This is a genomic window from Hydrogenophaga sp. (genome assembly GCF_036675665.1).
GTDB lineage: Bacteria > Pseudomonadota > Gammaproteobacteria > Burkholderiales > Burkholderiaceae_C > Hydrogenophaga.
The window spans coordinates 1-25,160 of record NZ_JAKFEO010000098.1 but is presented as its reverse complement, the minus strand read 5'-3'; the positions used below and the strand labels follow the sequence as shown (position 1 = coordinate 25,160).

At 66.1% G+C, this 25,160-nt stretch carries 19 protein-coding genes and 1 tRNA gene; 11 read left to right on the top strand and 9 right to left on the bottom strand.

The genetic code is table 11. From position 1 onward, the window contains the following. Positions 1–1,785: nitrite reductase large subunit NirB (gene nirB / locus V6M63_RS21950; RefSeq protein ID WP_332745354.1), on the bottom strand; the 1,785-nt coding region annotated here is incomplete at its 3' end. 372 nt (positions 1,786–2,157) lie between these two features. On the opposite strand from nirB, the gene V6M63_RS21945 reads away from it, so the two are divergent. Next, positions 2,158–3,453, top strand: coding sequence for a type IV pili methyl-accepting chemotaxis transducer N-terminal domain-containing protein (locus V6M63_RS21945; protein WP_332745352.1), 1,296 nt, complete (start codon positions 2,158–2,160; stop codon positions 3,451–3,453). 6 nt (positions 3,454–3,459) lie between these two features. Next, a complete protein-coding gene (locus tag V6M63_RS21940) occupies positions 3,460–5,217 on the top strand; it encodes a bifunctional protein-serine/threonine kinase/phosphatase (protein WP_332745350.1) in 1,758 nt (585 codons plus the stop codon). A 3-nt stretch (positions 5,218–5,220) separates the two neighbouring features. Here V6M63_RS21940 and V6M63_RS21935 read toward each other — a convergent pair whose 3' ends face one another. The 8 genes from V6M63_RS21935 to V6M63_RS21900 form a co-directional block, all read right to left on the bottom strand. Then, positions 5,221–6,435, bottom strand: a complete 1,215-nt coding sequence (locus V6M63_RS21935) for an MFS transporter (protein ID WP_332745348.1) — start codon at positions 6,433–6,435, stop codon at positions 5,221–5,223. A 319-nt stretch (positions 6,436–6,754) separates the two neighbouring features. Further along, the gene (locus V6M63_RS21930) at positions 6,755–8,599 is read right to left on the bottom strand and encodes an ABC transporter ATP-binding protein (protein WP_332745346.1); all 1,845 of its coding nucleotides are present in this window, start codon (positions 8,597–8,599) and stop codon (positions 6,755–6,757) included. 19 nt (positions 8,600–8,618) lie between these two features. After that, positions 8,619–9,584: an ABC transporter permease gene (locus tag V6M63_RS21925; protein WP_332745344.1), complete on the bottom strand. Its 966-nt coding sequence runs from the start codon at positions 9,582–9,584 to the stop codon at positions 8,619–8,621. 11 nt (positions 9,585–9,595) lie between these two features. Then, positions 9,596–10,966 carry a CmpA/NrtA family ABC transporter substrate-binding protein gene (locus V6M63_RS21920; RefSeq protein WP_332745342.1) on the bottom strand — a complete coding sequence of 457 codons (1,371 nt, stop codon included), beginning with the start codon at positions 10,964–10,966 and terminating at the stop codon, positions 9,596–9,598. A gap of 361 nt (positions 10,967–11,327) precedes the next feature. After that, positions 11,328–12,179, bottom strand: coding sequence for an ABC transporter ATP-binding protein (locus V6M63_RS21915; protein WP_442909634.1), 852 nt, complete (start codon positions 12,177–12,179; stop codon positions 11,328–11,330). Positions 12,180–12,201: 22 nt separating this feature from the next. Further along, entirely contained in the window at positions 12,202–13,065 is an 864-nt protein-coding gene (gene ntrB / locus V6M63_RS21910) for a nitrate ABC transporter permease (protein ID WP_332745340.1), read from the bottom strand. Between the two features lie 45 nt (positions 13,066–13,110). Beyond that, positions 13,111–14,424: a CmpA/NrtA family ABC transporter substrate-binding protein gene (locus V6M63_RS21905; protein ID WP_332745339.1), complete on the bottom strand. Its 1,314-nt coding sequence runs from the start codon at positions 14,422–14,424 to the stop codon at positions 13,111–13,113. Between the two features lie 390 nt (positions 14,425–14,814). After that, positions 14,815–16,083, bottom strand: coding sequence for a nitrate- and nitrite sensing domain-containing protein (locus V6M63_RS21900; RefSeq protein WP_332745338.1), 1,269 nt, complete (start codon positions 16,081–16,083; stop codon positions 14,815–14,817). A gap of 67 nt (positions 16,084–16,150) precedes the next feature. Here V6M63_RS21900 and tsaD point away from each other — a divergent pair, with 67 nt between their 5' ends. The 9 genes from tsaD to V6M63_RS21855 all read left to right on the top strand — a co-directional run bounded on the left by tsaD (position 16,151) and on the right by V6M63_RS21855 (position 25,131). Then, a complete protein-coding gene (gene tsaD / locus V6M63_RS21895) occupies positions 16,151–17,269 on the top strand; it encodes a tRNA (adenosine(37)-N6)-threonylcarbamoyltransferase complex transferase subunit TsaD (RefSeq protein ID WP_332745336.1) in 1,119 nt (372 codons plus the stop codon). 88 nt (positions 17,270–17,357) lie between these two features. Next, positions 17,358–18,653 carry a branched-chain amino acid ABC transporter substrate-binding protein gene (locus tag V6M63_RS21890; protein ID WP_332745334.1) on the top strand — a complete coding sequence of 432 codons (1,296 nt, stop codon included), beginning with the start codon at positions 17,358–17,360 and terminating at the stop codon, positions 18,651–18,653. A gap of 20 nt (positions 18,654–18,673) precedes the next feature. Next, positions 18,674–19,876 carry a pyridoxal phosphate-dependent aminotransferase gene (locus V6M63_RS21885; RefSeq protein WP_332745358.1) on the top strand — a complete coding sequence of 401 codons (1,203 nt, stop codon included), beginning with the start codon at positions 18,674–18,676 and terminating at the stop codon, positions 19,874–19,876. Between the two features lie 134 nt (positions 19,877–20,010). Beyond that, positions 20,011–20,277 carry a 30S ribosomal protein S15 gene (gene rpsO, locus V6M63_RS21880; RefSeq protein WP_056273781.1) on the top strand — a complete coding sequence of 89 codons (267 nt, stop codon included), beginning with the start codon at positions 20,011–20,013 and terminating at the stop codon, positions 20,275–20,277. A gap of 261 nt (positions 20,278–20,538) precedes the next feature. Continuing rightward, the gene (pnp, locus tag V6M63_RS21875; protein WP_332745332.1) at positions 20,539–22,665 is read left to right on the top strand and encodes a polyribonucleotide nucleotidyltransferase; all 2,127 of its coding nucleotides are present in this window, start codon (positions 20,539–20,541) and stop codon (positions 22,663–22,665) included. Between the two features lie 11 nt (positions 22,666–22,676). Beyond that, complete coding sequence (locus V6M63_RS21870) at positions 22,677–23,666, top strand: NAD(P)H-quinone oxidoreductase (RefSeq protein WP_332745356.1); 990 nt, start codon at positions 22,677–22,679, stop codon at positions 23,664–23,666. Positions 23,667–23,679: 13 nt separating this feature from the next. Next, a complete protein-coding gene (tpiA, locus tag V6M63_RS21865; RefSeq protein WP_332745330.1) occupies positions 23,680–24,426 on the top strand; it encodes a triose-phosphate isomerase in 747 nt (248 codons plus the stop codon). A 51-nt stretch (positions 24,427–24,477) separates the two neighbouring features. Further along, positions 24,478–24,891, top strand: a complete 414-nt coding sequence (secG, locus tag V6M63_RS21860) for a preprotein translocase subunit SecG (protein ID WP_332745328.1) — start codon at positions 24,478–24,480, stop codon at positions 24,889–24,891. A 155-nt stretch (positions 24,892–25,046) separates the two neighbouring features. Further along, positions 25,047–25,131 (top strand) — tRNA-Leu (locus V6M63_RS21855). Positions 25,132–25,160 lie beyond the last annotated feature (29 nt).

Below are 25,160 nucleotides of genomic sequence, written 5' to 3'. Positions count from 1 at the left end.
GCGGCGCAGCTCGTCGGCCGTGGTCTCGCCGCCCCACATGCGCGGGATCACCGAATACGTGCCGTCCTTCTGGATGTTGGCGTGCGAGCGCTCGTTGATGAAGCGGCTCTGCGGATCGTCCTTGGCTTCCTTGGGCCAGGTGCTGATCAGGTAGTAGTTGATGGCCGGGCGGCAGCTCGCGCAGCCGTTGGGCGTCTTCCAGTTCAGGTGGGCAAACACCTGGGCCGTGGTGAGCAATTTGCCGCCGTCGGGCAGCGGCGTGCGGATGGCTTCGCGCACCGCTTGGTGGCCGTGGTCGGTGCAGCCGCACATGGCTTTCATCTTCGGCGTGGCCGAGTAGTCGCCACCCGCGGTGAACATCAGGATCTGCTCCACCAGACCGGTGCACGAACCGCAGGAGGCGCTGGCCTTGGTCTGCTTGCGCACCTCTTCCAGCGTGAACAGGCCCTTGTCCTTGATGGCCTTGCAGATGGCACCCTTGGTCACGCCGTTGCAGCCGCAGACCTCGTCGGAGTCCGCCATGGCCGAGGCTTTGCTCTGGCCCTGGTGGCCCACGTCGCCGATGTTGGATTCGCCGAACATCAGCTTGTCGCGGATGTCGGCCACGCTGCGCCCGTCGCGCAGCAGCTTGAAGTACCAGGAGCCGTCCACCGTGTCGCCATACAGGCAGGCGCCCACCAGCTTGTCGTCCTGGATCACCAGCTTCTTGTAGACACCGCCCGAGGGGTCGCTCATCACGATCTCTTCGGTGTGGGCGCCACCGGTGAAGTTGCCGGCGGAGAACAGGTCGATGCCGGTGACCTTGAGCTTGGTCGAGGTGAGCGAACCGGTGTAGCGGCCGATGCCGAACTCGGCCAGGTGCGTGGCCAGCACCTTGCCCTGCTCGAACAGCGGCGCCACCAGGCCGTAGGCGATGCCGCGGTGTGCCGCGCACTCGCCCACCGCGTAGATGCGCGGATCGGTCACGGTCTGCAGCGTGTCGCTCACCACGATGCCCTTGTTCACGTGCAGGCGCATGCTCTCGGCCAGCGCCGTGTTGGGGCGGATGCCCACGGCCATGACCACCAGGTCGGCCGGCAGCTCGGTGCCGTCCTTGAAGCGGATCGCCTTCACGCGGCCTTCTTCGTTGCCCACGAGCTCCTGCGTCTGCGCGCCGATCAGGAAGTTCATGCCGCGCGTCTCCAGCGACTGCTGCAAGAGCTTGCCCGCCACGTCGTCGAGCTGGCGTTCCATGAGCCAGGGCGCCACGTGCACCACGCTCACCGTCATGCCGCGCTTCATCAGGCCGTTGGCCGCCTCCAGGCCGAGCAGGCCGCCGCCGATGACGACCGCATGTTTGTATTTCGTGGCCGCGTCGATCATGGCCTGCGTGTCGGCGATGTCGCGGTAGGCCAGCACGCCTTGCAGGTCCTTGCCGGGCAGCGGCAACATGAAGGGGTTGGAGCCGGTGGCCATGATCAGGCGGTCGTACGGCGCTTCGATCACGCTGCCGTCCGCATCCGTGGCGCGCACCACGCGCTTGATGCGGTCCACCTCGGTCACGGTCTTGCCCGCGTGCAGGGTCACGCCGTTCTCGGTGTACCAGGCCCAGTCGTTGAGCACGATCTCGTCCAGCGTCTGCTCACCGGCGAGCACCGGCGAGAGCAGGATGCGGTTGTAGTTGGGGTGGGGCTCGCTGCCGAACACCGTGATGTCGTAGAGGTCGGGGGCGATCTTGAGCAGTTCTTCGAGCGTGCGCACACCGGCCATGCCGTTGCCCACCATCACCAGTTTTGATTTTTTCATCGCGGCTACTCCAGTTGTGATTCGCTTGGCGTCAGGTGCATACCCCGTGCCAGTGACCGGTGCGCGCACGCGCGCCGTGAGCCAGGGTCACCAGAAAAGACAGGGATATGCGGTTGTTCCGGCCGAGAAGCCGGGCTGAGGCGCGCCACATGGCGGGCCCCGTTTTCTCGCTGCGCACGTCGTTGTGCACAGTCCCGCGACACTGCGGTCGGGGTCAGACGCTTCGTCACGTCCGAGGTGAACCATGCAAAACGTGTGCCATATCATTCGAAACCCGTTCCCCGGTGTGCGCGGTGCGCGCCGCAGACCGTCACGCGGCCTGCCGCAGCCCAGGGTGCGGGCCCGGCTTTCACTCACAAGCTTTTGATTCATATGACATCTGCGCTGGTTTTTCGGAGCGGTCCCCAGGCCACGCTGCCGCTCGCGCTCGACCTGCAAGCCATGGGCATCGAGGTCCTCGCTCAGGAGGATGGGTGCAGCAAACTGGTGCAGGGCGTCGTGCGCCATGCACCAGATCTGGTGATCGGCGAGGTGTCCGCGCCCACCGATGCACTGTTCAAGGCCACCCAGGCGCTGGCCGACACCGCAGCGTGTCCGGTGATCGTGTTCACCACCGACAGCGACGCCGGCCACATCGAAGCGGCGATGGCCGCGGGCATCCACGCCTACGTGGTCAATGGCTACGGGGCGCAGCGCCTGCGCCCGCTCATCCACCTCGCGCAGGCGCGCTTCCGGCGCGAACAGGCATTGCAGGAGCAGTTGCGCGATGTGTCCCAGCGCTTCGAGGACCGCAAGGCGGTGGAGCGGGCCAAGGGCATCCTGATGCGCGCGCGGCAGGTCTCCGACGACGACGCCTTCCAGATCCTGCGCACCGCCTCGATGCACAGCAACCAGCGGCTGGGCCAGGTGTCGCAGCACATCATCCAGTCGGCCCACTTCGCCGAAGGGGTGAACCGGGCCGGGCAGCTGCGCATGCTCTCGCAGCGCCTGGTCAAGCTGTACCTGCTGCGCCTGGCCGAGGTGCAGACGCGCCAGCAGCAGGCGCTGCTGGACGACTCGATCCAGCGCATCGACGCCAACATCGCGCTGCTGGGCAAGACGCTCTCGGCCCCCACCTTCGGCGACCTGCTGGCCCAGGTGGAAGGCACCTGGCAGCGCCTCAAGCCCACGCTCAAAGGAAAGCCCGCGGCCGCGCAGGTGCTGCCGGTGGACGAACTCGCCGAGCGCCTGCTGCACGATGCCGATCGCCTGACGGCGAGTCTGGAGAGCGCGGGCTCGGCCCCGCCGCTGAAGCTGCTCAACATCGCCGGGCGCCAGCGCATGCTGTCCCAGCGGTTTGCCAAGTGCGCGCTGATGGATCTGCTGGACGCCGGTGCGCGCGCGCCGGGCAGTGACGCTGCCATGGTTGGGGCGCAGCGGGAATTCGAGTCGGGCCTGGCCTTGCTCAACGGCCTGCCCCTGTCCACCCCCGAGATTCGCCGCACGCTCGATGCCGCGGCGCTGGAATGGGACAAGGTGCTCGCCGGTGCCGCCCACATCCAGCGTCCGGCAGGGCGCGATCGGCTGCTGCGCCTCGAAGGCCTGGCGGCGGCCAGTGAAAGCCTGCTCGAAGCCTTCGAGCAGCTCTCGGCCGAATACGAACGCAGCATGCAGATGCTGATGGGGTGATGCCGCATGGCCTTTGACATCGACATCGGTTTTGTCTGCCTGGCGGGCCGCAAGGAGAACAACGAAGACTTCTGCGCCGCCATGCTGCCGCCAGCGGGGCAGGAGGACATGGGCTCCATCGTGGCCATTGCCGATGGGGTGAGCACCGGCGGCATGGGGCGGGAAGCGGCCCAGACCACGGTCACCAGCCTGGTGCGCGACTACCACGGCACGCCCGAGACCTGGGACACCACGGTGGCGCTGGACCGCATCATCGGCGCGCAGAACGCCTGGCTGGCCGGCGTCAACCGCAGCCGCCAGCCCGCCATGGGCCTGACCACACTCACCGCGCTGGTGCTGCGCGGCCAGTCGTACACGCTGGCCCACGTGGGCGATTCGCGCTGCTACCTGCTGCGCGAGGGCCAGACGCTGCTGCTCACGCACGACCACGTGGTCAACCACCCCGACCTGCGGCACCAGCTGCTGCGCGCCGTGGGCCTGGAAGACCACCTCGTGGTCGACTACGTGCAGGGCGACCTGCAGGTGGGCGACATCTTCGTGCTGCTCACCGACGGCGTGCACGGCAAGTTGGCGGAGCGCCGCCTCGCCGACTGCGCCGACCCTGCCGTGCAAGCGCAGGTCGCCTGTGAACGCCTGGTGGAGGCGGCGCTGGCTGCGGGCAGCGACGACAACCTCACCGCCATGGTGGTGCGTGTGCTGGGCCTGCTCGACCCCAACCTGGAGGACGCCAGCCGCCTGGCCCATGCCCTGCCCATGGCGCCGCGCCTGAAGGTGGGCGACCAGATCGACGGCTTCGTGGTGACCGCGCCGGTGGCCGACAACGGCATCAACCTGCTCTACCAGGTGCGCGATCCCGCCACGCAGACGCTGTATGCGCTCAAGACACTGCACCCCGCGCGCGCACACGACCAGGACGAGCGCGCCATGCTCGCGCACGAAGCCTGGCTCTCGCGGCGCATGCAGTCCTCGCGCGCGGCCGACAACCTGGTGTGCCTGCACCAGAGCCTGCCCACGCAGCGGCCGCGCAGCGCCTACTACCTGCTGTACGACTGGCACAGCGGCGAGACCCTGCAGCAGATGCTGGACCGGTCACAGCGCTTCGCACCCGGCCAGGCGGTGCAGATCGCCATGCAGACCCTGCGCGTGCTCGGCCGCATGCACCGCCAGGGCGTGATCCACCGCGACATCAAGCCCGCCAACCTGCACCAGGGCGAGGATGGCGTGTTGCGCGTGCTCGACCTCGGTGTGGCCCTGAGCGGGCGTGAGCCCGAGAGCATGCGACGGCTGCACGCCGGCACGCCGAGCTACGTGAACCCCGAGCAGTGGGGCTACAACACGCGGCAGGCAACCGGTGCCTCCGACGCCGAGACGAAGGAGCTGCCCGATGCCCGAAGCGATCTGTTCGCGCTGGGCGTCACGCTCTATCAGTTGCTCACCGCCCGCTTGCCCTATGGCCAGGTGCTGCCCTACCAGGTGGGGCGCTACTACCGCGACCCGACGCCCCCCAGCCGCCACAACCCCGAGGTGCCGATCTGGCTGGACCATGTGGTGCAGAAGGCCGTGGCGCGCGAGCAGTCGCTGCGCTTCGAGACCGCTGAGGAGTTTTTGCTGGCACTGGAGCGCGGTGCGTCCCGGCCGCTGACCATGCCGCCGGCATCGGCGCTGCTGCAACGCGATCCCACGATGCTGTGGAAGCTGCTGCTGGGTCTCAGCGTCTTGTTCAATGTGTTGTTGATCTACTGGCTGCTGTTTCTGCCGACATAGGGCTCACGCGCTGCGTGCGCGGCCACCTTTCTCCGCCCAGGTGCGTGTCCATCGGATCTGCATCGAACGCATCATCAGCAACACCAGCAGCGCGAGCACCGAAAACAGCGCGAAGCCCCAGAGGTAGGTGCCGGTGTACTGACGCGACAGGCCCATGGCGTTGGGCACCAGGCCACCACCGAGGGCACCGATCTCGCCGATCATGGAGCCGGCCACGGCGGTGGACAGCGGCCAGCGCAAGGGCACCAGCTGGAACAGCGCGCCATTGCCCGCGCCCAGTGCCGCGAAGCACAACATCAGCAACAGGGTGGTGATCACCAGCGAGCCACCGGCCAGGCCGCAGGCCAGCAAGCTGACGGAGATGATGATCAACACAGCGGTGAGCGTGTTGATGCCGCCCCAGTGGTCGGAGATCCAGCCGCCGAAGATGCGCAGCGCCGCGCCCATGAACGCCGCGAGCATGGTGAGCTGACCGGCCTGCACCTTGCTCACGCCGAACTGGTCGTAGTAGTAGCTCGGCAGGAAGGTGGCCAGGCCGATGAAGCCGCCGAAGGTGATGGCGTAGATGACGCTGAAGGCCCAGCCGTCCTTCTCGAACAGGCAGGCGACGTGTTCGCGCAGGCCGGCGTGTTTGTCCACGTCGTCGGGTTCCCTGGCCAGGAAGATCATCACCAGCACCGGCACCATGAGGCCCAGCGCGGCGATGCCGTACACGGTCTTCCAGCCATAGGCTTGCGCCAGCTGCGGCGCCAGCAGGGCCGACAGGGAGGTGCCCACGTTGCCCGCACCCACCAGACCCATGGCCAGGCCCTTGTAGCGCGCCGGGAAAGAGCCAGAGCCCAGCGACAGCGCGACACCGAAGCTGGCGCCCGCGATGCCCAGCAGCACGCCCATGGCGATCAGGTGGTTGAAGGTCTCCACGTAGAAATAGCCGAACAGCAGCGCGATCGCGATGCCACCCATTTCCACCAGCGTGGCGTTCTTGCGGCCGATGTACTGCGCGAGGATGCCGAGCGGAAACCGCATGAGCGCACCGGCAAAGATCGGCACCGAGAGCATGACGCCGAGCTGGGCCGGGCTCAGGTTGAGCGAGTCCTTGATGAAGGGGGCCATGGCCCCGTTGGTGACCCAGACGCCGCAGCAGTAGGTGAAGTAGATGAAGGAGGCCAGCAGCGTGGGGCTGTGGCCTGCTTTCAGGAACGTACGGAAACCCGCCATGGCGTGGACCTTTGTGAGGGGAATGTGGGGAAGAGATCGAACCCACGCCGCAGACGTCCGGATCGCAATGCCGGGTGCGGTGCATGGGGCGCGCCAGACCGCCGGAGCCGGCAGCCTGTTGCAACTGAAAGGCCGTCGTTAGCCTCGCAGTTGACTCAGCAAATTCCATGCCCGATTTGAGGGCATGGGTGGCGGGCCGGGCATGGGCTTTCTGCACCAACACGGTGAAGACTGGGCCGGCCAAGGCGACAAAAAAAGGAGCATGCCCGAAAGCATGCCCCTTTGTGGGTTGGCGCGGTGTGAATGGCGGGTGGGGCGATCAGTGTTGACTGCCGCATTCTTCGAGGAAGCCGATCAGTTCCTCGCGCAGTTCGTAGTAGCGCGGATGCGCCAACAGCGCCTCTCGGGTCCTCGGGCGTGGCAGGGTCACTTCCATCACTTTGCCGATCTTCGCGCGCGGTCCGTTGGTCATCATGACCACGCGGTCGGCCAGCAGGATGGCTTCGTCCACGTCGTGCGTGACCATCATGGCGGTGACCTGGCTGCGCGACCAGACCTCCATCAGAACCTCCTGCAAGTCCCATCGGGTGAGCGAATCCAGCATGCCGAAGGGTTCGTCCAGCAGCAGCATTTTGGGATTGAGGGCGAAGGCGCGGGCAATGCCCACGCGTTGCTTCATCCCGCTGGAGAGCTCGCTGGCGTGCTTCTTCATGGCCGAGCCCAGGCCGACGCGGTTGAGGTAGTACCCCACCGTGTCGCGGCGCTCGGCCTCGGTGGCGTGCGGGAAGACGCGGGCCACACCGAGCATCACGTTGTCGAACGCACTGAGCCAGGGCACCAGGCTGGGGGCCTGGAACACCAGCCCCCGGTCCGGGCCTGCGTCCGCCACTTCGCGGCCGTCGAGAACGATCACCCCCTCGGTGATGTCGGTCAAGCCAGCCATCATCGACAGCACGGTGGACTTGCCACATCCCGAATGCCCGATGACCGAGATGAACTCGCCTTTGCGGATCTTCAGGTCGAATCCGTCCACCACGGTCTGCGGTCCCTTGGGTGTGGGGTAGACCTTGACCAACTGGGAGAACTCGACGAAACGATCGTCGGAGGGGCGCGCGCCGCTGGCTGTCGCGGGCAGCGCAACGACGGACTGCCGCAGTTCGCCTTCGATGCGCTCGGCCAGCGCGGCGTGGCGCATGTGGGTGCGGCTGGCCAGCGTGGGGCTGATGTCGCGTGCCGTGCTGCCGCGTGGGACGAGGGTGGGCAGCGCGATCACCTGGCCGCGTTGTTGCGCCGCGGTCCGGTGCGAGAGCGCGATCAGGTATTGGGTGATTTCCTTGCGCAGCTGCTGGAAGCGCAGGTCGTGGTTCATGGCGCGGCGGTCGCGGGGGCGGGGGATGTCCACCGTGAACGATGGGCCCAGCGTGGCACCGGGGCCCACGTCCAGCGGGATGATGCGGTCCGCCATCATGAGGGCCTCGTCCACATCGTTGGTGATCAGCACCACGGTCTTGCGGTCTTCGCTCCAGATCCGGACGATCTCGTCCTGCAGGTTGGCCCGTGTGAGGGCGTCCAGGGCAGACAGGGGTTCGTCGAGCAACAGCACGTCGGGGTCGGTGGCCAGTGCCCGCGCCACCGAGACGCGCTGGCGCATGCCGCCGGAGAGCTGAGCCGGTTTCTTGTCGATGGCTGGCGTGAGCCCGACCATGGACACGTAGCGGCGCACGCGTTCGGCACGCTGCCTGGCGTTTTCGCTGGCGAACACGCGGTCGACCGCGAGGGCGACGTTGTCGCGCACGCTCAGCCAGGGCATGAGCGAGTAGTTCTGGAAGACGATGCCGCGGTCCGGCCCGGGCCCGGTGATGGGTGAGCCCCCCTTGAGGACGTCACCCTGGTCGGCGGCAATCAGACCCGCCAGCAGGCTGATGAGCGTGGTTTTGCCACTGCCGGAGAAGCCGACGATGGCCACGAACTCTCCGGGCTCGACACGCAGGTTGAGGTTCTTCAGGACTTCGGTGCGTGCGCCACCATGGCCATACGACTTGCTGACGTTGCGCAGTTCGAGCGCCGCGGACGTCGGCACGGCGACCAGCGCAGGGCCGGACGCAGGCCCCGCTGCCGGCGCGATCGGGCGGAAGATGTCCTGGGTTTTCAGGGCGAGGTTCATGCTTCTGGTTCCTGCGGGGTCAGCGGTGCGCGGCCAGGTTCTGCAGCAGCTGCATCAGGCGGTCCAGGGCGAAGCCAATGAGGCCGATGGTGAACACGGCCACCATGATCCGGCTCAGGGAATCGGAACTGCCGTTCTGGAACTCGTCCCAGACGAACTTGCCCAACCCGGGGTTCTGCGCCAGCATTTCGGCGGCGATCAGCACCATCCAGCCCACGCCGAGCGACAGGCGCATGCCGGTGAAGATGAAGGGCAGGGCCGACGGCAGGACGATCTTGCGCACCCGGGTGGTCAGCGGCAACTGCAACACCTTGCCCACGTTCACGAGGTCCTTGTCGACCGAGGTCACGCCGATGGCGGTGTTGATCAGCGTGGTCCACAGCGAGCACAGCGTGACCGTGATGGCCGAGATCAGAAACGATTTCTGGAACATCGGCTCGCCCGTGGTCACGTAGACCGCGCTGACGATCAGCGTGACGATCGGCAGCCAGGCCAGTGGCGAGACCGGGCGGAAGATCTGCACCATCGGGTTGATGGCCGCCTGCACGATCTTTGACGTCCCCGCCAGGATGCCCAGCGGCACCGCCACGACGGTGGCAAGCAAAAATCCCACGAACACGGTGTAGAGGCTGGTGATGATCTGGTCGATGTAGGTGCGCTTGCCGGTCCACTGGAAATTGCGGGGCTCGTAGGTCGGGTCTTCGGCCAGGCGCTCCTTGTTGCGCGCAATCTGGCGCTCATAGAAGGCGGCTTCGCGCGCGCGCTCGGAGAAGTGCTCTTCAATCAGCGCCTTGGCCTGCACGGCCACCTGGACCGGGCCCGGCACGGCGCCCAGACTGGTCTGGATGCGCGAAGCCGCGGCGGACCACAGCGCCAGGAAAAGTGCGAAGGCCATGACGGGAACGCCAACGGACATCACGAAGGCGCGGCCCAGTTCGCGTGGGTCGCGCAGGGCGACCATGCCGCCGCCAAGAAGTTTGTTCACGAGTTCCATGGTCAGACCTTGTCAGCGGGCTTCAGGCCGATCTTGAATTTGGCGAGGTAGTCGTTGGGCTTGCGGCCGTCGTAGGCCACGCCGTCGATGAAGCCCGTCTGCACGCCCTTGAAACCGTCGGTCTTGGGCAGGTCGGTGGCCTTGAGCTTGCCCTGTGCCACCAGCGCGTTCGCGGCCTGCATGTACACCTCGGGGAGGTAGACCTTCTTGGCGGTTTCCAGGTACCAGCTGTCTGGCTTGGCCTCCGTGATCTGGCCCCAGCGGCGCATTTGCGTGAGGTACCAGATGGCGTCGCTGTAGAAGGGATAGGTCGCGAAATTGCGGAAGAAGACGTTGAAGTCGGGCGCGGGGCGCTTGTCGCCCTTCTCGTATTCGAAGGTGCCCGTCATGCTGTTGGCGATCACGGCCTCGTCGGCACCCACGTACTGCGACTTGGACAGCATCTTCACGGCTTCGATGCGGTTGGCCATGGAGGCGTCGAGCCATTGGCCCGCGCGGATCAGCGCCTTGACGACGGCGATGTGGGTGTTGGGATTGGCCTTGGCCCAGGCACCGGTCACGCCAAACACTTTTTCCGGGTTGTTCTTCCAGATTTCGTCGTCGGTGATCACGGGAACGCCCACGCCTTTGAACACCGCCTGCTGGTTCCAGGGCTCACCCACGCAGTAGCCGTGGATCGTGCCCGACTCCATGGTGGCCGGCATCTGGGGTGGTGGGGTGACGGAGAGCAGCACGTCGGCCTTGCTGGTGCCGCTGATGTCGGTCGAGGTGTAGTAGCCAGGGTTCAGACCACCCGCGGCCAGCCAGTAGCGCAGCTCGTAGTTGTGCGTGGAGACGGGGAAGACCATGCCCATCTTGAAGGCCTTGCCTTGCTTCTTCCAGGCGTCCACCACCTTCTTCAGCGCATCGGCCTTGATCGGGTGCACGATCTTGCCGCCTTCCATGGGCAGGTGTTGCTTCATCTCGGCCCAGACCGCGTTGGACACCGTGATGGCGTTGCCGTTGAGGTCCATGCTGAAGGCGGTGACGATGTCGGCCTTGGTGCCGAAGCCGATGGTGGCGCCCAGCGGCTGGCCCGCGAGCATGTGCGCGCCATCGAGTTGACCGTCGATCACGCGGTCCAGCAGCACCTTCCAGTTGGCCTGGGCTTCAAGCGTCACGTTCAGGCCTTCGTCTTCGAAGTAGCCCTTTTCGTAGGCCACCACGAGCGGGGCGCAGTCCGTCAGTTTGATGAAGCCGAACTTCAGAGCTTCCTTCTCTGGCCGCCCGACCTTCTGGGCCAGGGCCGGCAAGCCCAGGCCGGACGCTCCGGCGAGCGCGAGGGCACTGGTGGCGAAGCGGCGGCGGTTGAGGTTGTGCGACGAAGAGGCCATGGGTAACTCCTTGCTGATGGTCAAAAAAGGGGGGCCGGAATGCACAACGGCGTCCATCTCCTGGCCGATCGGGATCAGCTGGAAATGGACGCCGTTGTCCTGTGTCTGGAATGACTGGGGGTGCCGAGCCGTCGTTGGCTCAGAACCTGCTGATTTGAAATAAGCAGGGAGCGTGCCAGATCCAGGGTCTGGCTGGAATGCTTCCCAAGTTATTGATTTAAAGAAAGAAAATCAAAGGCCGGGCGCTGCTCGGGCGGGCGAGGAGGCCGGGTTGGCGGGCTTCATTCTGGTGCGCCTGTTGCAGGGCAGGCACCTCTTTTGTGCGGTGCAGCACGGCTCCCATGTGCCTGCGGGCTTCACCTCAGGCTTTCATGGTCAGTTGAGCCGCCGCGCCTTGCGGCTGGCGGGCGCTGGAGATGGACTCGACCTTGCGCTGTTTCTCGTACAGGAAGGTGAGGATCTCCTGCCGGCAGTGGTTGTAGACGGGGTTCTCCGCCAGCGCGATGCGGTTGCGTGGTCGCGGCAGAGGGACATCGAGGATCTGGCCGATGGAGGCGGCGGGGCCATTGGTCATCATCACCACGCGGTCGGACAGCAGCACGGCTTCGTCCACGTCGTGCGTGATCATCATGACGGTGTTGCCCAACTCGCCCTGGATGCGGATCACCTCGTCCTGCAGGTGGGCGCGGGTGAGTGCGTCGAGCGCACCGAAGGGTTCGTCGAGCAGGAGGACCTTGGGCTCCATGGCCAGCGCCCGGGCGATGCCCACGCGTTGCTTCATGCCGCCCGATATTTCGGATGGCAGCCGGTGCAGCGCGTGCGACATGTTCACCATGTTCAGGTTGTGCAGGATCCACTCCTTGCGCTCGGCCGGGGTCTTGCTGGTGGCAAAGATCTTGGCCACGGCGATCTCCACGTTCTGGTAGACCGTGAGCCAGGGCAGCAGTGAATGGTTCTGAAACACCACGGCGCGGTCAGGGCCGGGCGCATTGACCTCCCGGCCGTCGACGATCACGCCGCCGGCGGTGGCCCTGAGCAGTCCGGCCACGATGTTGAGCACGGTGGACTTGCCACAGCCCGAGTGGCCGATCAGCGAGATGAATTCGCCGCGCTGCACGGTGAGGTCGATGCCCTTGAGCACCGGGTTGACCACACCGTTGTTGCCGGTGAAGGTCATGTCGACGCGGGAGATGGTGAGGTAGGCGTTGCTCATGGTGTGCTCCGGTTGTCGCTGCTCAGCTGGCTGAGGTGCCGCGGGTGACGGCGCGGCCGATCCAGGCGACCACGCGGTCGAGGAAGAATCCGATCAGACCCACGTAGACGAGCGCGAGGATGATGTCGCTGATGCGCGAGGAGTTCCACGCGTCCCAGATGAAGAAGCCGATGCCGACGCCGCCGATCAACATCTCGGCCGCGATGATGGCCAGCCAGGACAGTCCAACGCCGATGCGCAGGCCGGAGAAGATGAAGGGCGCGGCCGCGGGCAGCATGATCTTGATGAAATATTCGATGCCGTTGAGCCGGATCACGCGGGCGACGTTGCGGTAGTCCTCCGGGATGTTGCGGATGCCGATCGAGGTGTTGATGATGATCGGCCAGATCGAGGTGATGAAGATCACGAAGATGGCCGAGGGCTGGCCGTCCTGGAACCCGGCCAACGAGATCGGCAGCCAGGCCAGCGGCGGCACGGTGCGCAGCACCTGGAACAGCGGATCCAGGCCGCGCAGCGCCCAGGTGGATTGCCCCACCAGCACGCCCAGGCTCACACCCGCCACCACAGCCAGCGAGTAGCCGTAGGCCACGCGCTTGAGGCTGGCCAGCAGTTGCCAGGCCACGCCGACGTCGTTGCCGCCGTTGTCGTAGAACGGGTGCAGGATCAGCTCCCAGGTGTCTTCAACCACCCTGCTGGGCGCGGGCAGCGCCGCCCCCGGGCGCGAGCCCAGCATCTCCCAGATCAGGAGGAGCAGGCCGATCACCACCAGAGGTGGAAGCACGTGGTTGACGAAGACGCGCGACGCGGATTTCAGCCAGCCGGGCAGCGCCGATGGCGCAGCTGGCGCGGCCAGCCGGATGGGCTCGATGGTTTCGGTGGTGTTCATGCGGGTTGCTCCGGATCGAAAAAGGGAAACGGCGGGCTCGATGACTCAGGCGCTCTTGATGTACTTGATGCTCAGGCTGTCCAGATACTTCTTCGGGTTGGCCGGATCGAACACCTTGCCGTCGAAGAAGGTCTCCACGCCGCGCGAAGTGGAGGTGGGGATGTCCTTGGCGGCAACGCCGAGCTCCTTGGCCGCGGCGCGCCAGAGGTCTTCGCGGTTGACCTTGGCGATCAAGGCCTTGGTGTCGATGTTCGCGGGCAGGTAGCCCCAGCGGATGTTCTCCGTCAGGAACCACAGGTCGTGGCTCTGGAACGGGTAGCTCGCGTGGTCTTTCCAGAAGCGCATCTGGAACTTGCTGTTGGCCTCCACGCGGCCGGTGCCGTAGTCGAAGTCGCCCTTGACGCGGTCGATCACGTCGGCCACGGGTGCGTTGATCCAGCGCCTGCGCGAACAGATCTCGGCCACCTCGGCGCGGTTGGCCGGGTCCTCGCACCACATCTGCGCTTCCATCACGGCCTTGAGCAAGGCCTTGGTGGCGATGGGATTGGCCTGCACGTAGTCCGCGCGCATGGCGAAAGCCTTCTCGGGGTGGTTCATCCACAGCTCGCTGGTGGTGAGCGCGGTGTAGCCGATCTTCTGGTTGATGAGCTGGCGGTTCCACGGTTCGCACACGCAGAACGTGTCCATGCTGCCCACTTTCATGTTGGCCACCATCTGCGCGGGTGGCACCACGATGGTGGTGATGTCCTTGTTCGGATCCACGCCTCCAGCGGCCATCCAGTAGCGGATCCACATGTCGTGCGTGCCACCGGGGAAGGTCATCGCCGCGTTCACCGGCTTGCCCGTTTTCAGGCGTTTGGCCAGCAGGGCCTTGCCGAACTCCTTGGTGTTCACGCCGACCTTGAGGTCCTTGTACTCGTCACCCACGGAGATGCACTGGCCACCCAGATTCAGGCGCGCGAGGATGTTCATCGGGACCGGGATGTTGTTGGCCGTCACCGCGCCGGTGCTGATGAGGTAGGGCATGGGCGTGAGGATGTGCGCACCGTCGATGCCGCCCTTGCCGGAGCCCAGCACGAGGTTGTCGCGCGTGGTGCCCCACGACGACTGCTTCAGCACCTCGACATCGGTCATGCCGTGCTTCTTGAAGAAGCCCTTTTCGTCGGCGACGAACAAGGGGGCCGCATCCGTCAGGGCGATGAAGCCCAGCTTGGCTGCGCGTGTCTCCGGAGTGCCCGTGGCCTGGGCCTGGGCACGGCTCGACATGAGGCCGCCTGCCAGGGCCGCGGCACCCAGCGCCGATGCTTTCTGGATGACCTCGCGGCGCGAAGGGGACGTGGCATTCAATGGTGTCGTCATGATCAACTCCTGTGAAAGGTGAAAGCGGGAAACAAGAACAAAAAGAAAGAACCGAAAAGAGGAAAGCACGACCCAAACAAAAACGGCGCCCATCGCAGTGCCGGCCGTAGGCCGGAACGTGATGGACGCCGTTGTCCTGTGTCTGGAAAGACGGGGATCCGAACCGCCATTGGCTCCGACCCAGTTGTGGATCTCAGAGCAGGGAGCGTGCCAGTGCCGGAATTTTTCTGCGCGCGTAGCTTTTGCGGTTGATTTAAAAGGAAAAAATCAGAATTCCTGATGCGGTGGCATCAGGTCTGGAATGGCGTGCCGCCGGTGTCAATCTGGTGCGCGCGGCACATGCAGGCACCCATTTTGTGCGCCGCAGCACCAGCCGCGGCATCCGCAGCCTCAGGGGCGGCGTTCGGGCAGCACCTCGGCCATCGCCAGCACCGCTTCGGCCACCTCGATCAGCCGGCGGTTCTGGTTCATGGCCATCTGGCGAATGGTCTTGTGGGCTTCTTCCTCGCTGAGGTGGCGGTGTGCCATCAGCAGGCCCTTGGCGCGTTCGATCAGCTTGCGCTCGTTGAGGCTGGCGCGCACGGTGTCGAGTTCCTCGCTCATGGTCTGCAGGCGCCGTGCCTGCCCCTGCACCAGTTCCAGGATCGAGCGCTCCAGGTGAAGGCCGTAACTCTGGGCGCCGGTGCCGAAACCGCTGCTGTCCTGGGCGTTCGGCGCCCTGAAGAACGACAGAACGTCCGCCTCGGGGGCGGTGCCTGTTTGCAGCGCGCAAAAGCTGTTCAGCTCGGCATTGGCCGCGACGATCTTCTGCTCGCAGGCTTGCAGCAGGTCCAGCGCCAGGCGCTCCTCCACCGTCTTCATGCGGTCAATGCGCCGGCTGCAGCAGTCAAACCACGCCTGGCTCATCTGCGCATTGAGCGGCGAGCCGTGGGCGGCCGTGCACAGCACCCGGCGCAGCCGTTCCAGCTCGGCCAGCGTGGCGCTGGCCTGGGTGGCATTCCACAGCTCCACGGCCTGGGCTTTCGAAAACTCGGTGAACACCTCCAGGCAGCGCTCTTGCGACTCGATCAGGTGCAGCAGACGCTGCTGTTCGCCCGCCTCGGCGCGCCCCCCTGCGAACAGCGCCGACCCGGCCGCACGCTCCTGGCCGGCGAACTCCTTGCCCTGCATGAAGTTGAACAAGGCCACCAGCAAGCGTGAGATCTCGGGATCGCTGGCGGTGTCCGCCGCCTCGAACACCACCGCCAGCAGACCCGAGATCAGCCGCACATAGGCTTCGGTGGTCTGCTGGGTCGTCCATTGCAACGCCTCCACGTGCGAGCGCAACCCATCCAGCGCATCCAGCCCGTGCAGCACGTAGGCGATGCGGCTGAACAGCCGAGCGCCGTTGCCCACCAGGGCCGACTCGGTGTCCAGTTCGTCAAAGCAGGCGCGCAGTTCGGCTTCGATCTGACGGCATTCCCTGATCTGGTTCGCGCGCATCTCGCCAAACTGATGCCCCTGTGAGCCGAGAAACAGGTTGGACAGGCCCCGTTCGCGCTGCAGGGCATGCACCAGACGCCCGGTCACATTCACCAGCGCGCTGGTGAGCGCGAGCTGCTGCAGTTCGGCGATTTCGCAGCGTTTGGCCGCCACCAGAAAGTTCAGGCCCGATTTCATGTTCGCGAGAGTTGTGCACACATGTGCCTAGTGTGAGCAACAAACATGCCGCCCGTACACTTGGGCGATGCTGATTTTGGGAATCGAGTCGTCTTGCGACGAAACCGGCGTCGCCTTGGTCGACGCCAGCGGCGGTCACACGCCGCGGCTGCTGGGCGATGCGCTGCACAGCCAGATCGAGATGCACCGTGCCTATGGCGGTGTGGTGCCCGAGCTGGCCAGCCGCGACCACATCCGCCGCGTGCTGCCGCTCACCGACGCGGTGCTGGCCCAGGCCGGCCTGCCCCTGTCGGCGGTGGACGCCGTGGCCTACACCCGCGGCCCCGGCCTGGCCGGCGCGTTGCTGGTGGGTTCGGGCGTGGCCTGCGCGCTGGGCTTCGCACTGGGCAAACCGGTGATCGGCGTGCACCACCTCGAAGGCCACCTGCTGTCGCCGTTCCTCAGCGCCGACCCGCCCGAATTTCCTTTCGTGGCGCTGCTCGTGTCGGGCGGCCACAGCCAGCTGATGCGGGTGGACGGCGTGGGGCGCTACGCGCTGCTCGGCGAAACCATCGACGACGCGGCCGGCGAGGCCTTCGACAAGTCGGCCAAGCTGCTCGGCCTGGGCTACCCGGGCGGGCCTGCACTGGCGCGGCTGGCGCTGCAGGGCGACGCCCAGGCCTACAAGTTTCCGCGCCCGCTGCTGCACAGCGGCGACCTCGATTTTTCCTTTGCCGGCCTCAAGACGGCGGTGCTGACCCAGGTGAAAAGGCTGGCCCACGCCAGCCTGGACGGTCCGGCCACGCTGCACCTGGCCGATCCGCTGACGCCACGGCAAAAGGCCGATGTGGCCGCCAGCGTGCAGGCTGCGATCGTCGAAGTGCTGGTGAAGAAGTCCATGGCGGCGGTGCGCCAGACGGGTTTGCGCCGCCTTGTGGTGGCCGGCGGTGTGGGAGCCAACACCTTGTTGCGCGAGCAGCTGGGTGCCGCGTGTGCCAAGGCAGGGGTTCGCGTGCACTACCCCGAGCTGCACCTGTGCACCGACAACGGCGCCATGATCGCGCTGGCCGGCGGCATGCGGGTGCAGGCCGGGCTGGTCAGTCTGGACCTGGCCTCCGGAGCCGATGGCCGCGGATACAGCTTCGATGTGAAACCGCGCTGGCCGTTGTCGGAACTCGGGCCGGGCCTGCCGGCCGGCGCCAGCTGACATTGATCCCTTGGGGTTCCGGCGCTGGCGCCGAGACGCCAGAAGCACCGAACGTCCGCGTTCGGACACCATGAGCAACCATCCCCCCATGAAACACCTGCTTGATTCCGTTTTCGCCCAGCGCCGCCGCGCACTGGCGGCCCTGCTGATCGGCGTTTTTTCCGCCACCGCGTCGCTGGCCCAGGCGCCTGCGCCGATCCGCATCGGCATGATCGAGGGCCTGTCGGGCCCGATCGCCAACACCGGCGAGGCCGTCTACCGCAACCTGGTCTGGGCGACCGAGCGGGTGAATGCCCGCGGCGGCGTGAAACTGCCCGGAGGCAACCGCCCGCTGCTCATCGAGCGTTTCGACAGCAAGGGCCAGACCGAAGAGGCGCTGTCGGCGCTGCGTTCGGCGGTGGACCGCGACATCACCATCGTCACGCAGGGCAACTCGTCGGCCGTGGCCAGCGCCCTGATCGAGGCCATCAACAAGCACAACGAGCGCGAGCCGGCGCGCCAGATGCTGTTTCTCAACTACTCGGCGGTGGACCCGGCGCTGACCAACGAGAAGTGCAGCTACTGGCATTTCCGCTTCGACGCCCATGCCGACATGCGCATGGCCGCGCTCATGAGCGTGTTGCGCGAAGACCCGCAGCTCAAAAGCATCTACCTGATCGGCCAGGACTACAGCTTTGGCCAGGCCGTGCTGCGCGAGGGCCGCAGCCAGCTGGCCGCGCAGCGGCCCGACGTGAAGATCGTGGGCGAAGAGCTCCATCCCATGGCGCGTGTGAAGGACTTCCTGCCCTACGCCACCAAGATCAAGGCCAGCGGGGCCCAGGCCGTGCTCACCGGCAACTGGGGCAACGATCTCACGCTGCTGGTGAAGGCCGCGCGCGAGGTCGGTTTCGAGGGCACGTTCTACACCTTCTACGGCAACGCGCTGGGTGCACCGGCGGCCATGGGTGAGGCGGGCATCGGCAAGGTGATCGCGGTGGCCGACTGGTTCCCCAATGTGCCCACGCGCGAGTCCGAAGCCTTCTACCAATCGTTCCGCCAACGCTTCCCCAACCCCGCCGACGACTACGTGCACATGCGCATGCAGCTCATGATCGAGTCGCTCGCGCAGGCGATCGAACGCGCCGGTGCCGCCGGCCCGGTCGATGCGGCCACCATCGCCGCCCAACTGGAGAAAGCCGAAGTCACGCTCGCCGGCCAGACCGCCCGCATGCGCGCCGCCGACCACCAGTTTCAGCAGCCGCTGGCGGTGGCTGTGATGGACCGCAAGGGCGCGCCCGGCGCGAAATTCGACGTCGAAGGCTCGGGCTATGGCTTTCGCCTCATCCGCAACCTGGCTCCCCAGCAAGCCGAACAGCCTCACCGCTGCAACATGATCCGACCCTGATGTCTATGCAAGCCTCCTTCATGCGCCCCGTTGTTGAAAACCTTGAAGCCTCCCGCATCCGTGAGGTGGCCAACGAAGGCCTGGGCCGCGACAACGTGCTCAAGTTCTGGTTTGGCGAGAGCGACGAAGTCACGCCCGGCTTCATCCGCGAAGCCGCCATGGCCTCGCTGCAGGCCGGTGAAACCTTCTACGCGCACAACCTCGGCCTGCCCGAATTGCGCGAAGCGCTCGCCGTCTACACCGACGGCCTGCACCCGGGTCTCGGTGCTGCGCACTGGATGGACCGACTGGCCGTCACTTCGGGTGGGGTCAACGGGCTGATGCTGGCGTCGCAGGCGCTGGTGGAGGCGGGTGACGAGGTGGTGGTGGTCACGCCGGCCTGGCCCAACCTGGTGGCGCAGCCGCTGATCATGGGCGCGAACGTCAAAAGCGTGCCGTTGCGCGTGCTTGGCACCGGCCCGCGCGCCGGTGCCTGGGCGCTGGACATGGAGGCCTTGCTGTCCGCCATCACGCCGGCCACGCGGATGCTCATCGTCAACGCGCCCAACAACCCCACGGGCTGGACCCTGACGCGCGACGAGCAGGCCACCATCCTGGCGCATTGCCGGCGCACCGGCACCTGGATCCTGGCCGACGAGGTCTACGAGCGGCTGTACTACGCCGGCGACACCGCCAACGGCGCGGCCAGCAGCTTTCTGGACGTGGCCGTGCCGGACGACCGGGTCATCGTCGCCCACAGCTTTTCCAAGAGTTTTCTCATGACCGGCTGGCGCCTGGGCTGGCTGGTGCTGCCCGCCGCGCTCACCGCCGCCATGGGCAAGCTGATCGAATTCAACACCTCGTGCGCGCCGGTGTTCGTGCAGCGCGGGGCCACGGTGGCCCTGCAGCGCGGCGCCGAGGTCACGCCCGCCCTGGTGGCCCACCTGAAAACCTGCCGCGACACGCTGGTGCCACTGTTGCGCGCCGTGCCCGGCGTGACGCTGGCCGAGCCGCTGGGCGGCATGTATGCCTTCTTCACGCTGCAGGGCCACAACGACTGTCTGGCCGTGGCCAAGCGGCTGGTGCGCGAGGCCGGCATCGGCCTGGCGCCGGGCAGCGCCTTCAGCCCGGAAGCGGCCGGTTGGCTGCGCTGGTGCTTTGCCAGCCGCGACACCCACCGGCTGGAAGAGGGCGTCCTGCGCCTTCGCCAGTGGATCGCCGCCCAGCCGGGTGGCGGCACTTGACGCCTTCTGCCCTATAATCCGCGGTTGCCGTTCGAAAGGACAGCATACCCACGCCCGATGCGGCGGCCGGCTTTGGAGCAACTCCTCAGGCCGACCTGCTGCGCCGGGACGCATGTAACCACCAGGAAATTTCCATGATTGCCCAATCCATCAAAGCCGAAGTCGTCGCGGCCAACGCCCGCGCCGCCAATGACACCGGCAGCCCCGAAGTGCAGGTCGCCATCCTGACCGCACGCATCAACGAACTGACCCCCCACTTCAAGACGCACGCCAAAGACCACCACGGTCGTCGCGGCCTGCTGCGCATGGTGAGCCGCCGCCGCAAGCTGCTCGACTACCTGAAGTCCAAGGACGCCCAGCGTTACGTCGCGCTGATCGCGAAACTGGGTCTGCGCAAGTAATTGAGCCCGGGTTGACACACAAAACGCCTGAGTTGGTTCGCTGGCTCGGGCGTTTTTTGCTTGTTGACCCCCTTTTTTGATTCCGGAAGCATCGATGACAGAGCGAAGCTGTGTCATTCCAAACGGGTTGAGCGCCATCGGCGACCTGCTCCATCCGTCTGGAATGGCATCGTGTTCTGGGTTGTGTTTCCGGGTTTTGTGCGGGTTTGCCGCACGCTGTGTTTTCTGCCGAGTGGCGGAAAAAATTCCAGGAGATAAACCATGAGCATGTTCAACAAAGTCACCAAGACCTTCCAGTGGGGCCCGCACACGGTCACGATGGAAACCGGCGAAATCGCGCGTCAGGCCACCGGCGCCGTGCTGGTCAACATCGACGACACCGTGGTGCTCGCCACCGTGGTCGCCAAGACCGAAGCCAAGGCCGGCCAGGACTTCTTCCCCCTGACGGTGGACTACACCGAGAAGTCGTACGCCGCCGGCAAGATCCCCGGCAGCTTCTTCAAGCGCGAAGGCCGCCCGAGCGAACTCGAGACGCTGACCTGCCGGCTGATCGACCGCCCGATCCGCCCCCTGTTCCCCGAAGGCTTCTACAACGAAGTCCAGGTGATCGTGCACGTGGTGAGCCTGAACCCCGAAGTGCAGGCCGACATCGCCGCCATGATCGCCACCTCGGCAGCCCTGTCCGTCAGCGGCATCCCGTTCAACGGCCCGATCGGCGCTGCCCGCGTGGGTTACGTCAATGGCCAGTACGTGCTCAACCCGGGTCAGACGCAACTCAAGGACAGCCAGCTCGACCTCGTGGTCGCCGGCACCGAAGCCGCCGTGCTGATGGTGGAATCCGAAGCCGACCAGCTGTCCGAAGAGATCATGCTGGGCGCCGTGGTGTTCGGCCACGAGCAGGGCAACATTGCCATTGCCGCCATCAACGAGCTGGTGCGCGACGCCGGCAAGCCGTCGTGGGACTGGCAGCCGCCGGCCAAGGACGAGCCGCTGATCGCCAAGATCGACGAGCTGGCCAAGGCCAAGCTCGAAGCCGCTTACCAGATCCGCAACAAGCAGGCCCGCACCCAGGCTTGCCGCACCGCCTACGCCGATGTGTTCGCTGCCCTGAAAGCCGAAGGCGTGGCCTTCGACAGCGTCGCCATCGAAGCCCTGCTGTTCGAGATCGAAGCCAAGATCGTGCGTGGCCAGATTCTGGCCGGCGAGCCCCGCATCGACGGCCGCGACACGCGCACCGTGCGCGCCATCGAAATCCGCAACGGCGTGCTGCCGCGTACCCACGGCTCGGCCCTGTTCACCCGGGGTGAAACCCAGGCACTGGTGGTGGCCACGCTGGGCACCGACCGCGACGCGCAGCGCATCGACGCGCTGGCCGGCGAGTTCGAAGACCGCTTCATGCTGCACTACAACATGCCTCCCTTCGCCACCGGCGAAGCCGGCCGCTTCGGCACGCCCAAGCGCCGCGAAATCGGCCACGGCCGCCTGGCCAAGCGCGCACTGATCGCCGCGCTGCCGAGCAAGGAAGACTTCCCCTACACCATGCGCGTGGTGTCCGAAATCACCGAATCCAACGGCTCCTCGTCGATGGCCTCCGTCTGCGGCGGCTGCCTGGCGCTGATGGACGCTGGCGTGCCGATGAAAGCGCATGTGGCCGGCATCGCCATGGGCCTGATCAAGGATGGCAACCGCTTCGCCGTCTTGACCGACATCCTGGGTGACGAAGATCACCTGGGCGACATGGACTTCAAGGTCGCTGGCACCACCAACGGCATCTCGGCGCTGCAGATGGACATCAAGATCCAGGGCATCACCAAGGAAATCATGCAGGTCGCACTGGCCCAGGCCAAAGAAGCCCGCATGCACATCCTGGGCAAGATGCAGGAAGCCATGGGCGAAGCCAAGACCGAAGTGTCCAACTTCGCGCCCAAGCTCTTCACCATGAAGATCAACCCCGAGAAGATCCGTGATGTGATCGGCAAGGGCGGCGCCGTCATCCGCGCGCTGACCGAAGAGACCGGCACCCAGATCAACATCGACGAAGACGGCACCATCACCATCGCCTCGACCGACTCGGCCAAGGCCGACGAAGCCAAGCGCCGCATCGAGCAGATCACCGCCGAAGTGGAAGTGGGCAAGGTCTACGAAGGCCCGGTCACCAAGATCCTGGACTTCGGTGCCCTGATCAACCTGCTGCCCGGCAAGGACGGCCTGCTGCACATCAGCCAGATCGCGCACGAGCGTGTCGAGCGCGTCACCGACTACCTGACCGAAGGCCAGATCGTTCGCGTGAAGGTGCTCGAGACCGACGAAAAGGGCCGCGTCAAGCTGTCCATGAAAGCGCTGGCCGATCGCAACGCGGTCGAGCCGCAGCAGCAGCCCCAGTCGTGATCCCGACGGTGATGCAAGCGGTCGAGATCAGCAGCTTCGGTGCGCCCGAGGTGCTGCGTCTGGGTGAACGCCCGGTGCCGGTGGCGGCCGCGGGCGAGGTGCTGATCCGCGTCAGCGCGTCGGGCGTGAACCGCCCTGACGTGCTGCAGCGCACCGGCAACTACCCCGTGCCGCCCGGCGCGTCCGATATTCCCGGCCTCGAAGTGGCGGGTGTGATCGCCTCGGGTGACGCGGCGGCCATGGCCGCCGCCGGCCTGAAGGTGGGTGACCGCGTGTGCGCCCTGGTGGCCGGTGGCGGCTATGCCCAGTGGTGCGTGGCGCCCGTGGGCCAATGCCTGCCGGTGCCCGAGGGGTTGGACGACATCGCTGCAGCATCGCTGCCCGAGACCTTCTTCACCGTCTGGAGCAACGTGTTCGACCGCGCGCGCCTGCAAGCGGGCGAAACACTGTTGGTTCAGGGCGGCACCAGCGGCATTGGCGTGACCGCGATCCAGATGGCCAAGGCCCTGGGCGCGCGCGTCATCGCCACCGCGGGCAGCGACGACAAGTGCGCGGCTTGCCTGGCATTGGGCGCGGATCACGCCATCAACTACAAGACGCAGGACTTCGTTGCCACTGTGGCCGACCTCACGGGCGGGCAGGGCGTCAACGTCGTGCTCGACATGGTGGCCGGTGCCTACGTGGCGCGCGAGATCGACTGCCTGGCCGAAGACGGCAGGCTGGTCATCATCGCGGTGCAGGGTGGTGTGAAGGCCGAGTTCAACGCCGGCCTGGTGCTGCGCAAACGCCTGACCATCACCGGTTCGACCCTGCGCCCGCGCCCGATCGCATTCAAGGCCGCGATCGCACAAGCGCTGCGCGAACGCGTCTGGCCGCTGTTGGCTCAAGGGCACATCAAGCCCGTGATCCACCAGGTGTTTCCCGCCGGCGAAGCTGCTGCTGCGCACATGCTCATGGAATCCAACCGCCACATCGGCAAGCTTGTCCTCACCTGGGCATGACGACACTTCAGACATGAAACCACTGATCGCAGGCAATTGGAAAATGAACGGCTCGCTGGTGGCCAACGAGGCGCTGGTGAAAGCCATGCTCGATGGTCTGGGCGGCCAGACGCCTGCGGTCGACATGGCCCTGTGCGTGCCGGCGCCCTACCTGGCGCAACTGCAATCGTTGTTGACCGGCAGCCCGATCGCATGGGGTGCGCAGGACGTGTCCAGCCATGAGCAGGGTGCCTACACCGGTGAGGTGTCGGCGACCATGCTCAAGGACTTCGCCTGTCGCTACGCGATCGTGGGTCATTCGGAGCGACGCCAGCACCACGGTGAGACCGACCTGCTGGTGGCCGACAAAGCCAAGGTGGCGCTGGCCCATGGCATCACGCCCATCGTGTGCGTGGGTGAAACCCTGGCCGAGCGTGAAGCCGATCAGACCGAAGCCGTGGTCAAACGCCAACTGGCTGCGGTCATTCACGCGGTGGCGCATTGCACCAGCGAGATCGTGGTGGCCTACGAGCCGGTGTGGGCCATCGGCACCGGCAAGACTGCGTCGCCCGAGCAGGCGCAGCAGGTGCATGCGGTGCTCCGCGCCCAGATTGCTGCGGCCACGCAGCATCCCGAGCGCGTGCACATCCTCTATGGCGGCAGCATGAATGCGGCGAATGCCGCCAGCCTGCTGGCCCAGCCCGATATCGACGGGGGCCTCATCGGCGGTGCGTCGCTCAAGGCGGCCGACTTTCTTCAGATCGTGGCCTCGGCCCGCTGACCTTTTCGTGCCTTTCAGGGCACATCGACAACCGTGATTCCGGAGTAAAAAATGAACGTTGTGTTGACCATCCTGCTGGCCGTGCAGATCCTTTCGGCGCTGGCCATGATCGGCCTGATCCTCATGCAGCACGGCAAGGGCGCCGATGCGGGCGCAGCTTTTGGTGGCGGCGGCGCGGGTTCTGCGAGCCTGTTTGGTGCATCGGGAGGTGCCAACTTCCTGTCGCGCTCCACGGCCGTGCTGGCGGCGATTTTCCTGAGCTGCACCTTGGGCCTGGCTTACTTCGGCAACCTGCGCACTGTTGCGCCGAGTTCGGGCAGCGTGCTCGAAGGCGTGGTGACACCCGCGCAGCCTGCCGACGCCTCGCAGCAGATTCCCGGCGCTGCGCCAGCAACGGGCACCGCTCCGGCGCCTGCCGCGGCGACGCCAGCGCCCACCGGTCCGGCACAAATCCCGGCGAAATGATCGTGGTGGCGCGCGCGTTTCATGCGCACGCCGACTCAGCTTCCATTCGAGTTGAAAAAGGCCCGCTGCCTCTCAAAAGAGGGATGGTTTCAGGGTAAACTCCAATGCTTGTCAGCAAGGCTCACACAGACCTCGTGAGCCGGCAATGCAGACCAGCCGACGTGGTGAAATTGGTAGACACGCTATCTTGAGGGGGTAGTGGCGAAAGCTGTGCGAGTTCGAGTCTCGCCGTCGGCACCAATCTTTGGACAACACGGCCCCACGCCGTG